Raw genomic sequence first — 14,080 nt, 5'->3', positions numbered from 1 at the left:
ATGGGATCGAAGACCGCGTGCGGCGGCGTCAGAAACAAGCAGAAGGCCTCAGCTGCTACGCAAGCTCCGCAACGAAGCCGGGAGAGCCACGAGACGCGCGGCACGCAACGGACATCGACGCCAGGACTCCTGTGAACGGCAGCAGCTCATCTGTAAAGAGCGGTAAGGAATTTACCATAATGCTGCGACGCACAGTAAAGAATTCGTGGTCATAAAAACAAACTTGACGCATTGTTATGCTCGCATAAAAAACGGTCCATAAACAAATAAAAAATCACGTAAAACATCTTTTCATACCCGTTATTACGTCTTGAAACATGCTTCCTGACAAAGTGCTGACAGCGCACTGACGTGCTACTGACGCACGAGTCAGTGACGCAAAAATTAAAATAACTCGCGTTTTTCACGTACGCAATTACTGACAAATAGCTGACGCACAATGGTTTTTATATTGCATTGCAGCATGTAAAGATGTGCACAAGCGGTGATTACCATCACTCCGGTGTCGGTGATGGCGTGAGGCAGGGGAAAGTTAGCTGGAGAACAAAAAGAAAACGCCCGATGGCAGCCATCGGGCGTGTTGCAGTTTCCTCATGCCAATGCCGGAGAACCCGGCAGCAAGGCAAGAGAATCAGTGGCGGTCGGGCGAACTCAGGCGCGCTTGTAGACGTCGTCGAAACGAACGATGTCGTCTTCACCGAGGTAACTACCCGATTGCACCTCAATGAGGTGCAGCGGCAGCTTGCCCGGATTTTCCAGGCGATGGGTCACGCCGATGGGCAGGTAGATGGACTCGTTCTCGCTGAGCAGGGTGACCTCTTCGCCGCGCGTGACGAGCGCCGAGCCGCTGACCACGACCCAGTGTTCGGCGCGGTGATAATGCATCTGCAGCGACAGCTTCTCGCCCGGTTTGACGATGATGCGCTTGACCTGGAAGCGCTCGCCGGAGTCGACGCTCTCGTAGCTGCCCCAGGGACGGAAGACGCGCTTGTGATGGACGTGCTCGGTACGCTTGGCATTCTTGAGCTTGTCGACGAAGGCCTTCACTTCCTGCACCTTCTCGCGATTGGCGACCAGCACGGCATCGTCGGTTTCGACCACGATCAGGTCTTCCACGCCAAGCACCGCCACCATGCGGCTTTCCGCGCGCACCAGGGTATTTTTGACCTGGTTGAGGTGAACGTCTCCGCGCACCACGTTGCCCTCGGCATCCGCCGGCAGCACTTCGTGCAGCGCACTCCAGGAACCGACATCGCTCCAGCCGATGCTGGCGGGCACCACGACCGCACGCGAGGTGTTTTCCATCACGGCGTAGTCGATCGACTCGGAGGGGGACGCGGCGAAGGCGGCCTCATCCAGGCGACAGAAATCGAGGTCGTTGTAGGCCTTGCTCACCGCCTCCTTGACGGCCGCACCGATCAGCGGACGATGGGATTCCAGTTCGGCGAGGAAATCGCGCGCCTTGAACAGGAACATGCCGCTGTTCCAGTAATAGCCGCCCTGCTTCAGGAAACCGGTGGCGGTCTCCAGATCCGGCTTCTCGACGAAGCGATCTACTTGGAAATTCCCCGTGTCCGCACCGTGTATATCACCGCGGAGGATATATCCATAGCCGGTTTCCGGGTGTGTCGGCTCAATGCCGAATGTGACCAGCGCGTTCTGATCCACCGACACCATGGCGCGGCGGACCGCTTCATGAAAAGACAGTACATCCTTGATCACATGGTCGGCCGGCAGCACCAGCATCACCGCTTCTGGATCAAGGCGCTGCAAGTACAAGGCGGCAGCGGCGACGGCCGGCGCGGTATTGCGGCCCTGCGGCTCCAACATGATACCCAGCGGGCGCACGTCGATTTCACGCAGCTGTTCGGCGATCATGAAACGGTGCTCATTACCGCAAACGATCAGCGGAGCCTGGATCTCCGGCCAGGAACCCACGCGTGACACAGTCTCCTGCAGCATGGTCTGATCACTGATTAGTGGCAGGAGTTGCTTGGGATAAGCGGCTCGCGACAAGGGCCACAAGCGGGTTCCCGAACCCCCGGACAAGATGACGGGATAGATTTTGGTCGTGGACATTAGGCGCTCCTGTTTTCCAGCGCGGTTCGTGGCTTGAGACGACGGTCTCGTGCATCATTCCACTGCTCGTCCGGCTGATCGGACGTGTGCTTCATTGCGCCATCGTGGGTGACGCTATAGGCACCATAGACCACGCTGTCTTCAAAGGTGGTGCCGCTGGCCACGCGAGTATACTCGAACAGTACGCTGCGAATGACCTTCGCGCCGCCGCAGATATGGCTGCCATGGCCGATCCAGGCCGGTCCGATGATGGTCGAGCCGGCGGCGATATGAGAACCGGCTCCGATGTAGACCGGCCCTTCGATGGTGGTGCCTTCCCACTCGATGCGGGTGTTGAGTCCGACCCACACACCTTCCTGGATCTGGGTACCGGGCACGTACATCTGCGCCACTTCCCCCTTCAGCACGCTCTGCAGCACCGACCAGAAATCGGTGACGTTGCCGATGTCGATCCAGTTGAAGAAGCGCTTCTGGGCATAGAACGGCAACTGCTTTTCCACCAGCAGCGGGAACAGGTCGGAGCCGATGTCGAAGAACTTGTCCTTGGGGATGAGCTCCAGGGCTTCCGGCTCCATGATGTAGATACCGGTGCTGGCCAGATTGGACAGGGCTTCTTCCTGCTTCGGCTTTTCCTGGAAGGACTTGACCTTGCCGTCGGGCTCGGTTACCACGATGCCATAGCTGGAGACCTGCTCCATCGGCACCTCCTTGGTGATCACGCTGACCAGCGCGCCCTTGCGGCGGTGCTCGAACAGGGCCGAATGGATGTCCAGATCGATCAGCGCATCGCCGCAGATGACCAGCGTGGTTTCGTCAAAGAAGCCGCCGAACTCCTGAATCTTCTTCATGCCACCGGCGGAACCGATGGGATCCGGGAAGACCTGGCCGTCGTCATCCACATAGCCTTCGAAGGAATAGCCGATGCGCGCGCCGAAACGCTGGCCTTCGCCAAAATAATTCTCGATGCGGTCATGCAGGTAGCTGACGTTGACCATGATGTCCTGGATGCCGAATTTCACCAGGTGCTCGATCAGATACTCCATCACGGGCTTGCCCAGAATGGGAATCATCGGTTTGGGCAGCGCGTAGGTCAGCGGCCGAACGCGGGTCCCCTTGCCCGCTGCGAGAATCATCGCTTTCATGTTTGCCTTTCTTGCTTTATGGAGTTGAATCGAAAAACGGGTGCCCGAGACAGGTCGTGGCAGGAAGATTCCTCATGCCACAGTCCCTCTGCCCTGGGAAGGAATAAGTACAGGGGGACGGCATCACGGCAAGGGCTCAAGCAAATACTGTGCGCACATCAGCTCGAATTGCCGCCGCAGCGACTTCGACGGATTGAGGATTGCCCAGGGCCGCTTTTCTGCCATGCAGTCTGCGTACAGCAGCATCAGCGAACCCATCGCAGCGCTATCGATGAAAGCAAGCTCGGCACAGTCCAAGACGAGCGGATCCTGACATTCTGCGGTCTTTGCGAGCAAAGCGCGCCAGCGCTGGATATTAGGTTCACCAATGCTACCGGCCAAAAGCAGCTGGCAACTCCCTTTCGCCGAGCGCATTTCCATGCAGGCAGAATCAAATTCGGCCACGCTTGGTACCGAGCGACGGGCTGCTAACGCAGCCGGGATCACATTGGTCACCAGAAGTTTGAAGAGCGTAAGACCATCGTTCCAGTAGCGACGCCATAGTGCGGGCTCTTCCTTGATGCGCCAAGCCCACTCCAACCCCATTTTTTGCACCCATATTGGTGCCCGTGAGACTGTTCCAGCAACAAAATTGATCACCGCCCCCAGATGGGCCATCAGTGGCACCTGCAGGGCGTCACGGTTGCGCAGCAGCCATGCCTGGCCCTTCCTTGCCGAAAGAGCGGCCACGAGAAAATCGGCCCCGCTCTGGTTGATTCGGGTCATAGTCTCCAGACTACTCATTTCCTCAACACTACAAAATCCTGGCGTTTCGTAACCGGCGGCCTGCATGCCACTCTGGTCGGCTTGGATCTTCTCGGATGCCAGCTGCGCCACTCCAGGCAAGCCACCAAAAAAATAGACGCGCATGGGATCGACGCCGTTCACGCCCGCCGTGCTGCGCAAGGTATCGAACAACGTCGAACCAGGGACGCGCTCGACGAAAGGCAACCTCAGCGCACGGGCAATCCATACGATCGGCATACCGTCGATCACCGACAGGTTACTCTGGAGAACGGTTTCACGGAACTGCGAGTCCTGCAGGCAGGCAATCACGAAGTTCAGATTAGGCGTGGACAAGAAGCAGCGGCGGCGTTCCTTGCTGGCCAGATGCATGCGCGCGCAGGCTTGCTGCACATCGACCAGGTCGAACGGCAAACCGAGGATGCAATACACCTCGCGCGAGAAATCCGGCCCCGGATCGATCACTGCGCCGGGCTGCGCAGCCACTGGCGCGGACGCCACTGCAATAGGCTCATTCAGAGTCACGTTTGGACCTCACCCACTCTACCTGACGATTGAAAAAAAACTTCACATACAACGGCACCTTGCGTGCCACATAGCCCACGGCACTGATCAACTGGCGCAGATTGATCACATCGCGCGCAAACCCGGACCAGGCCAGCAGCACCGACGACACCAGCGCGGCCAGCATCAGGCTGGCCAGCCCAAGGGCCGCCGTACCGCCCAGGAGCAGCGCGGCCAGCAAGGCCAGCAGCCACGCCACGCCGGTGAGCATGACCAGCAAGGCCAGCGGCGGTACGCTCAGATCCAGCGCCAGCGCCGCCAGGGCTCCATTGCGCAGGCGCAGCGACTGTCGCAGCAGCTTGGGCACATAGGTCTGGATCACGCTCAGGTGGCCGTGCTCCCAGCGTGTGCGCTGGGTGCTGACACCGCTTTCGCTGACCGGGAAGTAGCTATAGACCAGCGCGTCCGGACAGAACAGCGGCGGCTGTCCCACGGTGGCCAGGTCGACACCCAGCTTCATGTCTTCGACGATGTGACCGGTGGCCAGATCGACCCGTCCGATCTGCTGCCAGCCAAATGCCATCCCGGTGCCCATCAGCTGGCAGGGTTGGCCGAGGCGCTGGAAACCCAGGGGCCGCACATGATTCTTCACCACCCACGCAAACTCGGCGATCTTGCGCATCGGGCCGGATTCCTGCGGCACATGCATCAGGTACAAAGCCTGCACCGGACGGCCCGACTGCACCGCGGCGCGGCTGACCGTATCCAGCGCATCAGGACCCAGGAAGCAGTCGGCATCCACGATGATCACCACGTCGGGCGGATCCTGCGACAGCTGCCGGATACCGTGGTCCAGCGCATAGCCCTTGCCGCGCAAGACATCGTGAAAACGCTCCGTGACCTCGGCACCGGCTGCGCGCGCGATGGCTGCAGTGTCATCGGAGCAGTTGTCCGCCACCACCAGCACACGGTCACCCTGCGCCAGCTGGGCACGGATGCCGGCGATGACCTCGGCAATCCCGCCCGCCTCATTGTGGGCCGGCACCAGCACCGCGATGCGCGGACGCAGCGGACTCAGCACCGTCGACCGGGGGCGCGCGAACCGCGCCGCCAGCACCTGCACCAGCAACACCGTCACCGGAATGGCCAGCAGCACCAGGAACAGCAGCAGTATCGTTTGCAATAGTCCTATCAACATCGTCTCTTTCCGTCTCGTCCGATTCAAAATCCTTCTTGCGCCGTGCGCCACTGGCCCGCCGCCGGCCCCTGCACGAAGGCCTTGCCAAAGCCAAGCGGCTCGCATTTCCAGACGCAGCCCAAGCCACTGGCCTTGCTGCTGCGCGCTCCTGATGAGCCTGGGGTGCGGCACGCAACCGGCAGCCAATGAACCAGTCAAAATGTGCATTTCCACATCACACCAATCCAGTCTCATCAAGAGGGAGAGCTCACCTTATCTTTCACATTATGCGGCATCCGCCCCACAAATTTGCTGCACTTGCACACATTTTGTTGCTGCGCTTCGAGAGCCCATCAAATGAAAAGTTCGCATTCAACTGAACCTGGCCTGTCAGCTTTTTTTACGCCATGAACAGCGGCAGGCTCGCTATACTTTTCAGGGGCACCGAACCGTTGAGCGCTTTGTGCGTCAGACTGATTCCCAAGGCAGCATCTTGCCCTGCGGCACCACCACTACTTCATAGGAAATGCTCATGCAACGAAAATTCAGCAAGCTACGCCAAGCCCAGTTATGCCTGGCGCTTGGATGCACAGCCCTGGCCAGTGCACCGGTCTGGGCTCAGGAATGGGGCAGCTACCTCAAACCCTTCGCTGCGGATTCACTGTGGAACAGCCGGCCGGTCAATCCCACTTTTTCCAACGACGTCATCCCTACCTCGACCTATTCGCCGCTGATCACCAACGGCGATTACTCGACCGGCGTGTTCCTGGCCAGTCCGAGTGATCCGGCGGTAACCGTGACCGGGCCGACCGGCAGCAACAGCCTCAAGATCGCTGACGAAGAGGTCTTCCGCGACATCACCATTCCGCATTGGCCAGCAGCGACCAAGCCTGGTCCGGGTACTGACGGCCACGCGGATATTGCAGACCCTTCCACCGGCATCATCCATTCCTTCTGGGGCCTGAAACAGCAGGACGGCAAATGGACCGCAAGGCTTTATGGGTGGACCAGGATGAACGGCACCGGCTGGCCTGATCCCGCGCATTACTACCAGGGTGCACGCGCCGCAGGCGTTCCGGCTTCGGCCGGGCTGATCCGCATCCACGAAGCTGCCGCCAAACCGGAGTACTATCCGCACGCGCTGGCCATGACGATGACCTTCAATGGCCTGAGCGCCAAGCCCACCTACGTTTTCCCGGCCACCTCGGCCGACGTCAATGCAGCCAAGCGCAACAGCGGACCTTTCCCGGAAGGCGCGCTGATGATGCTGCCCCCCTCCTTTGATACGTCCAAGCTGACCAACGAAGAGGTACGCCGCATCGCTGAAACGCTCAAGCGCTACGGTGCCTACGTTGTCGACGCCAACGACGGCACGCCATTTGCCATCTTTGCCGAAATCGGATCGAGCGCCAATCCTTCTCCGGGCGGATGGAATGCCACCGTTTCCAACGAACTGCAAACCATCCGAGCCGCCCTGCGCCGCGTGACCGGGGCCAGTGGCTGGATCGATGGCAACGGCAAGGCCTTCACGCCCAACCAGAACCTCAACCTGCTTTCCATGCGCGGTGCGTGGACCTTGCAAGCCGGCAGCGGCAAGGCCGCCTTCGACTCGTGGCAGCAATCGGTGGTGATCTCCGGTGCCAGTGCTTCCACGATTGCCGTCAATTACTCCAATCGCGGCATGCAACCGGTCGACTGGGCCAAGCCAGTCATGGGTGCCAAGTACAAACTGACGGCGCGTACCACTGGCGGAGGCAAACTGCGCTTGAGCGTCTATGACACGCTGGTCGGCAAGGTGGTCACCGACTCCGGTTACCTGGCCAATGGCCAGAGCACCACCTTCGTCTGGAATGCCAACAGCCCGCAACTAACAATTTATGCGCAAAGCGGAGGGGCGTCGTCCACGGTCGGTGCCGAGTTGATCAAAGCAGATTGATGACCTAGTCCACCACGGTGAGCTGTACGCGCAGGAGTACAGCTCACCAACACTGACTACCTATGCGCCCGATGCCACCGAAACACGCACAGCTTGAACTGCTTTCTCTTTTCCTGCCGCCTTGCCATGCAGATGAAGAGACCAGCCCATCCCCATTGCCATCCAGAAATACCAATTGAATGCAAGGTAGCTGAGCATATTGTCCGAGGCTGACACCACCAGGTACTCGACAAGGGCGCACATTAGAATCCCCCCGCCCAGACGGTCTTTAGGATAGAGCAGGAGTAGCGCCCTGAAAGCTTGATAGAACAATGCCAGGTAGGTGACAAGTCCAATCACCCCGGTATCGAAGAAGAGCTGCACGTACACGTTGTGCGCCATCCATTCGATGTTTCCAGACAACGGAAAAAAAACTTTGACGTAGTAACCGAACGCCTCGACACCATACCCGGTCAGATACCGGCTGGACGACATCCAATTCAGGGCACTCTCCCACAGCAGCACTCGCCAGGCAAATGAATTGAGCTTTGCGTAGGTGCCAACCACGGTGCCGCCCCCGTCCAGATCCAAGAGCCGTTGCTGGACGCTGGGTATCAGCAGAGACAGGCAGCACAACACCAGCAGGTAGATCAGATATCGACGCTCGAAAAAGAGCCCGTACAGAACGAACAGCACCAAAACCGCCGCCCAGGCACTGCGTGTCTGGGTCAGCAGCAACAAGACCATCAGCACGCCCAGGTAGCCCGTGAAGGCAAAGCGTTGCAACTGACTCAGCTTGAAGGTCGGGCTTTTCAGGACATACAGACCCAGCGAGATGATCAGGGTCAGGTAGAACGCCAGAATGTTCGGGTGGGTAAAAGTACTCTGGAGACGGAAGCCGCCGGACACTCCACCGGCCATTACCACGCTGACCAGACCGTAGATCGCGGGAATGATCGAAGAGCCGATCATAATGCGCACCATGAAGCGGAAGTCATCTTCAGTGCGCACGACATAAAAAGCGCAGACGAACACGGCAAAGCATGAGCACAATGAGAGGGCCGTCTTCAAGCCGGCAGCCGCATTGGGCGAGACCACCACACACACCGCCTCCCAGGCCAAAAAAATCAACCAGGCCACCGCAGCCTTACGCGGCAATAGTCGTGGCTTTTCGATAAAGAACAGCAGCGCGATCAGAATGATCAAGGCATTGATGGCCCCACCGAGGCCAGCACCACCACTGCCAGCTGCGCCCAGCCGTGTCGACTCCAGCACGACGTCGCCAGAGGCGCGCAGCAGCAGAATCAGCAACAGCAGCAAGCGCTTGTTGAAGACGAAGATGGCTCCCAGCAGGAACAGCGCCGGCACTGCCGCCAGACGTCCGACGCTGTCGCCCAGCAAGGTTGCCGCCACAGGCAGCACCATGCCGACCAGCACAGCCACCATGACGCCTGCTGCCAGGATGAGCAGCTGGGTCAAGTCCAGATTGATTTTTCTCATTTCATTGTCCTTCGCTGCAAGCCGCAGCATGCCCGTTGCGCGACTGCTGAACATTCCACGCCGGTCATCACCCAGGCGCTCACGCCGGCACCAACAGGCCGGGGTTGGCCACACCCACGGCTGACTGCAGGTCTTCCAGGAAACGCTGTTGCAAGGCGAACTCGTCGGCCTGCGATGCTCCCTCTTGCACCAGGGTGGAGGCACGCACCAGGATGCCATCGGAGATCCGGCCGGCCATGCCGTCTTCAAATATCTTCAGTCGTGCGGCCAGGCCGCCATTGGGGAATCCATCGCCGATGCGCACCCAGTAGGTGACCGCCTCGACCCGGTTCTGGCGGGATGCAACGAAGCGCGAGCCCATGACGGGCTGGCTACCTGCCCGTACCGGAATGGCCACCCGCTCCTTGCCGCTCAACACGAATCCTTGTGCCACATAACAAACTTCGGGCAGGTGGATCTTCACGTCCTGGGTCTGCTCCTTGGCGTAGGCCAGCGCCAGCATGACCATCTGTCCCTGGCTGTTGACGTAGGTGCGTCCGAGCACGTCGTCGTAGGGCTGGTCGGTGCTGCGATCGGTCCCGTCCTCCAGACCTACGTTGACTTGCAGGAACGGCGAAGGCACTTCCTTCCACTGCCCGAACTGGGTGGGAATGACCGTGGCAAAGTTGCCCTTCTTGACCACGTTGACCTCACGCGGCACCAGCAATTGCACCAGGCCCACCGAGACCACCATGGCGATCACCACGGCAATGGAGAGCCGCAGGTTCATGGAAAACTTCGTGGTGTCCTGCGCGGCCGCAGCGGCACGCTGGCGCGGCACGGCCTCGGGCGCGGGCAGCCCGCGCCAGGCCGCATGGCGCACGGCAATCCAGCGCAAGAGGCCATCCAGCGCGATGATCAGGCCCAGTGCCACGAAGAACAGCAGCATCCCGGCGAACCCGTGCAGGAAGCCCTGGCCGGCGGCATCGCCGAGGTAATAGGTGATCAGGGCCAGCACCATGACGCGCACCGTATTGGCCGTAAAGGAAATCGGAACGATCAGGACCGCCAGCACCAGATTGCGGAACAGCGACTGGTGACGCACCAGATTCATGTACAGCAAGCCGAGCGCTTCCAGGGTGAACAGCGAGTTCAGCCCGGCGCAGGCATCGGCGACCAGCAACTGGTAGGGGCCGATGTAGAGAATCACGCCGCTGCGCGCGATCGGGTAACCGAACTGACGCAGGATCAGTTCGGAGGCGTAGGAGACGCCGATCTTGAGCGGCTGGGTGAGCAGGTCCACCACCGAGGCCGGTAGCGGCACCATGAACAACATGAAGAAAAAGGCAAACCACAGGCGGCGGCAGGTGCGGATCCCGAACTGCAGCAACACGATGCCGATCAGGATCGGGATCAGCGATCCCGCTTCCATGAAAAGCACGGTCTGCGAGCGGCCCAGCACGAAACACAGCAAGCCCAGCAACAGGAACACCATGCCGGCGATGGGTGCCGGACGGCGCTCGATGAGCCCGTCCTGATGCAGCTGGCGCACCCGCACGAACAGATAGCAACACGCGACGGCCAGCACGATCGGGCCGTGCGCGTTGCGCTCGGTGCCCCACACGCCATGGAACAGGTCAATGAAACTGGGGACGTACATGGCCGCCAGGCCCGCCGCCACCACCAGCCAGGGCAGGCCGGAGAATGGCTGTTGACGCATGGGGCGCAGGGTCTGGGCAGTCATCTTGCAGTTCTCGTCAGGAGGGTCGGGAGATCAGAACTCGTTGACGACGCTGCCGACGACGGCCACGTGTGCGCTGGTCAGGTTGTCGGTGAGTGTACGGACGGCCGAGATGTGGCTCATGTTGGTCCGCACTACCACCAGGCTGGCACCGGTGCGTGCCGAGATCATGTTGCCGTCGGCATACTGGCCGCCGGACGGGGTATCGACCAGAATCACATCGAAGTCCTGTACCAGGTCGCCCAGCAACTGCGTGAAGTTGGGCCGGCCCAGCAATTCCTGCGGGTTCGGTGGGGTCGGACCGGCGGGCAAGACTGACAGGTCCAGCAGATCCGGCACGCGCTGGAGCGCATCGGCCGCGCTGCAGCGGCCGGCGATCACGCCCGACAGGCCGTTGCGGTTATCCAGGCCAAACAGCTCGTGCTGGCAGGGCTGGCGCATGTCGGCATCGATCAGCAAGGTACGCTCGCCCAGCTGCGAGAACACCACGGCCAGATTGGAAGCGATGAAGCTGCGCCCTTCCCCGCTGGCCGGGCTGACGATGGACAGCGCCTTGTGCTTGCCGTCGATGTCGAACCAGCGGACCATGAGCTGGCTGCGCAGGGCGCGCAGGGCTTCCACCTGTTTGCTGAACGGATTGTAGGCCGCCACCACCTTCTCGCTGACCTTGCTTTCGCCCTTGAGAAGATAGGGATAGTCGAACTGGCGCGACAAGGCCTGATCGATATCGGACTGCGTCAGCAAGCCGAGCTGGATGGCGGCGTCACCGAAGCGCATGCCGCGCTCGCGCTGCAGACGCAGAATGCGTTCCGCATTCTCGGGAGTCAGCTTGCCGCTGTCGACCAGGATGGCGCCGATGGAGCGGTTCGGCAGCGAAGTGCCTTCAGTGAATGTCAACGTTGCAGTAGTCATGTTATTCCCGCGGTATCTGTTTTTATTGGCGATGAAGACGGGCCCGGATCAGGCCGGCTTGCCGCGTCCGAATCCGAAGCGGCGGCGCGCCGAGCTTGCCACCGGGCGCGTGATCGAACCCAGCACCGGCAGCCCCAGTTCTTCCACCAGGTCCTGTGCAGAACGCACGCGGCGATTGGTCAACTCCAGGCCCAGCGCGGTCATCACGCCGAGGATGGCACCGACGAACACGGCCAGGATCAGGTTGATGAAGATGCGCGGGCTCGACGGCTTGACCGGCGGGACTGCGGCCGACAACAACGAGATATCCGACTGGTTGGACTGGCCTTCCAGGCTGGTCTGGGCGAGGCGCTGCGAGGTCATCTCGTAGGCGCGCTGCGCGCTTTCCAGTTCGCGGCTGAGCACGGCGAGTTCGTCACGGGTGCGGTTCATCTCCAGCACCTTGCGCTTTTGCGCTTCGAAATCGGCACGAATCTCAGCTTCGCGCTTGGCCAGGATGGTGGCATTGCCGCCCACCGAGGCAGAAATGGCAGCTGTCGCATTGGCCAACTGAGCGCGTAGTCCGTCACGCTCGGCCTTGGCCGCCAAATAGTCTGGATGGTTGACCCCCAAACGCTTGGAAGCCTGCTCGAAACGCGCTTCAGAAACGGCCAGATTGGACTTGAGGGTCTGGATCAGGCCACTGGCATTGACGTCCGGCGATTCGGCAGCGCCGCCGGCCTGAGCTTGGCGGCTACGCGACTGCGCCTCGGCCAGGGCTGACTGCGCCATCACCAGCTGGGTCGACAGATCGTTGAGGCGGTTGTTTTCGACGTCGGTACGGTTGTCCAGATTGGTGATGCCATGCTCTTCCTGGTACTTCGACAGCTTGGCCTGCGCCTGCTCATAGGCGTCGCGCAACAGCTTGGTCTGGTCGTTGAAGTAGGAAGATGCCTTGCGGGTCGGGTCCAGCTTCAGCTGCATGCTGACCTGCTGGTACGCGGCCGCGAAGGCATTGGCCACCAGCGCAGCAAACTGCGGATCATCAGCCCGGAAGGTGATGTCGATCACGCTGCTTTCCTTGGAGGCCACCGCATCCAGTTTTGCCAGCAGCACGCCGGCCAGCCAGTTGCGGATATCCATATCGCCATGATTCTGGGCGTCGAAGGCAGCCTTGACCGCAGGCTGTTGCGCCAGTTTCAGGTTGTCCACGACAGCCAGTGCCACCGACGGGCTATTGATGATGGCTACCTGGGTCGGCATGAAGCCGGGTAAGCCTTGGGGCGCGACCACCAGGCCAGTCACCGGATCAGAGGCCTTGTAGTTGAGCACCACCGACGAGGTTGCCTTGTATTGCTTCGTCTGGGTCAGGCTGATACCGAGCGCCACCAGAACGGTGATCGACAGGATCAGCAGGATAACCCGCAGGTGGGCCTGCAGGATCAGAACAAATTGAGAAAGATTCATGGGATCACGCCTCCTGGTTGGCGTTTGCGATAGCAAAATGGGAAATCATGTGCGTTGCAGCCGGGTGCCGGATCAGAACCAGCTCTCCTTGACGTAGACGACGTCGTCGGCCTGCAGCGGGTCGTCCTTGTTCAAGTGCAGTTCCTCCAGCTTGCCATCCACCTGGCGCTTGACCACCAGCCCGCGCTCGGTACCGCGCTGGGTCAGGCCGCCCCCCACGGAGAGCGCCTGCAGCAGCGTGGTGCCGCGTTCCAGCTTGTACATGCCCGGACGCTGCACTTCACCGTAAATGTAGAAACGCAGCGAACGCTCCACATAGATCACGTCATTGGCTTGCACCTCCGGCAGTTCCGAGGTGTCGCCGCTATGCGTGATGCTGTAGATGTCCACCAGCTGCTTGCTGACCGCACCGCCGTTCTTGCGCACGATGGTCACGGCGTCGCCGCCATCAGGCGTCACGCCACCGGCCAGCGCGATGACGTCCGCCACGTTGCGTTTGCCATCCAATGGGTAGCGTCCCGGCTTGGACACCTGTCCCAGCACAGACACCATCTGGCTCTGGGGAACGGTGACCAGAATGTTCACCTGCGGGTTGACCAGATAGCCGCCCTTCTTGAGCAGACCGGCGATCTTGGTCTCGGCCTGGGCGGTGGACAGGCCACCAATCTTCACTTCGCCCACCAGCGGGAAGCTGATCACGCCGGCTTCGCTGATGCGGGTCTCCAGGCTGAGGTCATCACTGCCATAGACCTTGACGCGAATCACGTCGCCCGGCCCGAGCAGGATATCGTCGGCCTGCGCAAGCAGGCTCACGCTGGACAGCATCAGACCGATCAGCAGGAATACTATTTTTCTCATCATCGTCATTACTCCGCAATACATCAGGTTCTTGAGGTTCTTGA

General features: G+C 60.5%; 10 protein-coding genes. 1 reads left to right on the top strand and 9 read right to left on the bottom strand.

Translation table 11 applies throughout. The annotated features are described in order from the left end of the window. Positions 1-651: 651 nt before the first annotated feature. The 4 genes from E2K99_RS10170 to E2K99_RS10155 all read right to left on the bottom strand — a co-directional run bounded on the left by E2K99_RS10170 (position 652) and on the right by E2K99_RS10155 (position 5,706). Positions 652-2,079: a mannose-1-phosphate guanylyltransferase/mannose-6-phosphate isomerase gene (locus tag E2K99_RS10170; RefSeq protein ID WP_134222129.1), complete on the bottom strand. Its 1,428-nt coding sequence runs from the start codon at positions 2,077-2,079 to the stop codon at positions 652-654. After that, entirely contained in the window at positions 2,079-3,212 is a 1,134-nt protein-coding gene (locus tag E2K99_RS10165; RefSeq protein ID WP_134224072.1) for a nucleotidyltransferase family protein, read from the bottom strand. The genes E2K99_RS10170 and E2K99_RS10165 overlap by 1 nt, the downstream gene beginning before the upstream one ends. A 132-nt stretch (positions 3,213-3,344) precedes the next feature. Beyond that, a complete protein-coding gene (locus E2K99_RS10160; protein ID WP_240733884.1) occupies positions 3,345-4,529 on the bottom strand; it encodes a WecB/TagA/CpsF family glycosyltransferase in 1,185 nt (394 codons plus the stop codon). Then, positions 4,516-5,706, bottom strand: coding sequence for a glycosyltransferase family 2 protein (locus E2K99_RS10155; protein WP_134222128.1), 1,191 nt, complete (start codon positions 5,704-5,706; stop codon positions 4,516-4,518). Before E2K99_RS10155 ends, E2K99_RS10160 begins: the two co-directional genes overlap by 14 nt. Positions 5,707-6,217: 511 nt before the next feature. Between E2K99_RS10155 and E2K99_RS10150 the strand changes: the two genes are divergently transcribed. Further along, positions 6,218-7,621, top strand: coding sequence for an Atrophin-1 multi-domain protein (locus tag E2K99_RS10150; protein WP_134222127.1), 1,404 nt, complete (start codon positions 6,218-6,220; stop codon positions 7,619-7,621). 60 nt (positions 7,622-7,681) lie between these two features. On the opposite strand, the gene E2K99_RS10145 is transcribed toward E2K99_RS10150, so the two are convergent. From E2K99_RS10145 to epsE, 5 genes are all read right to left on the bottom strand, one after another. Then, on the bottom strand, positions 7,682-9,100 hold the full coding sequence (locus E2K99_RS10145; protein ID WP_134222126.1) for an O-antigen ligase family protein: 1,419 nt from the start codon (positions 9,098-9,100) through the stop codon (positions 7,682-7,684). 79 nt (positions 9,101-9,179) lie between these two features. Then, entirely contained in the window at positions 9,180-10,823 is a 1,644-nt protein-coding gene (xrtB, locus tag E2K99_RS10140) for an exosortase B (RefSeq protein WP_134222125.1), read from the bottom strand. A gap of 30 nt (positions 10,824-10,853) precedes the next feature. Beyond that, entirely contained in the window at positions 10,854-11,732 is an 879-nt protein-coding gene (gene epsG, locus E2K99_RS10135; RefSeq protein WP_051057695.1) for a chain length determinant protein tyrosine kinase EpsG, read from the bottom strand. Positions 11,733-11,780: 48 nt separating this feature from the next. Continuing rightward, positions 11,781-13,178 (bottom strand): chain length determinant protein EpsF, encoded by a 1,398-nt coding sequence (epsF, locus tag E2K99_RS10130; RefSeq protein ID WP_134222124.1) that lies wholly within the window; start codon positions 13,176-13,178, stop codon positions 11,781-11,783. Between the two features lie 72 nt (positions 13,179-13,250). Next, positions 13,251-14,036, bottom strand: a complete 786-nt coding sequence (epsE, locus tag E2K99_RS10125) for a polysaccharide export protein EpsE (RefSeq protein ID WP_039786590.1) — start codon at positions 14,034-14,036, stop codon at positions 13,251-13,253. Between the last annotated feature and the right edge of the window lie 44 nt (positions 14,037-14,080).

It is taken from the genome of Herbaspirillum huttiense, assembly GCF_004367745.1.
GTDB classification, from domain to species: domain Bacteria; phylum Pseudomonadota; class Gammaproteobacteria; order Burkholderiales; family Burkholderiaceae_D; genus Herbaspirillum; species Herbaspirillum huttiense.
The sequence above is the reverse complement of the archived record's forward strand: the minus strand, read 5'-3'. Positions and strand labels throughout refer to the sequence as shown.

Excerpts from the sequence above, each read along its gene's own strand:
- epsF (WP_134222124.1), bottom strand. The coding sequence starts at position 13,178 with ATGAATCTTTCTCAATTTGTTCTGATCCTGCAGGCCCACCTGCGGGTT.
- E2K99_RS10155 (WP_134222128.1), bottom strand. The coding sequence starts at position 5,706 with ATGTTGATAGGACTATTGCAAACGATACTGCTGCTGTTCCTGGTGCTG.
- epsG (WP_051057695.1), bottom strand. The coding sequence starts at position 11,732 with ATGACTACTGCAACGTTGACATTCACTGAAGGCACTTCGCTGCCGAAC.
- epsE (WP_039786590.1), bottom strand. The coding sequence starts at position 14,036 with ATGAGAAAAATAGTATTCCTGCTGATCGGTCTGATGCTGTCCAGCGTG.
- E2K99_RS10145 (WP_134222126.1), bottom strand. The coding sequence starts at position 9,100 with ATGAGAAAAATCAATCTGGACTTGACCCAGCTGCTCATCCTGGCAGCA.
- E2K99_RS10165 (WP_134224072.1), bottom strand. The coding sequence starts at position 3,212 with ATGATTCTCGCAGCGGGCAAGGGGACCCGCGTTCGGCCGCTGACCTAC.
- E2K99_RS10150 (WP_134222127.1), top strand. The coding sequence starts at position 6,218 with ATGCAACGAAAATTCAGCAAGCTACGCCAAGCCCAGTTATGCCTGGCG.
- E2K99_RS10170 (WP_134222129.1), bottom strand. The coding sequence starts at position 2,079 with ATGTCCACGACCAAAATCTATCCCGTCATCTTGTCCGGGGGTTCGGGA.
- xrtB (WP_134222125.1), bottom strand. The coding sequence starts at position 10,823 with ATGACTGCCCAGACCCTGCGCCCCATGCGTCAACAGCCATTCTCCGGC.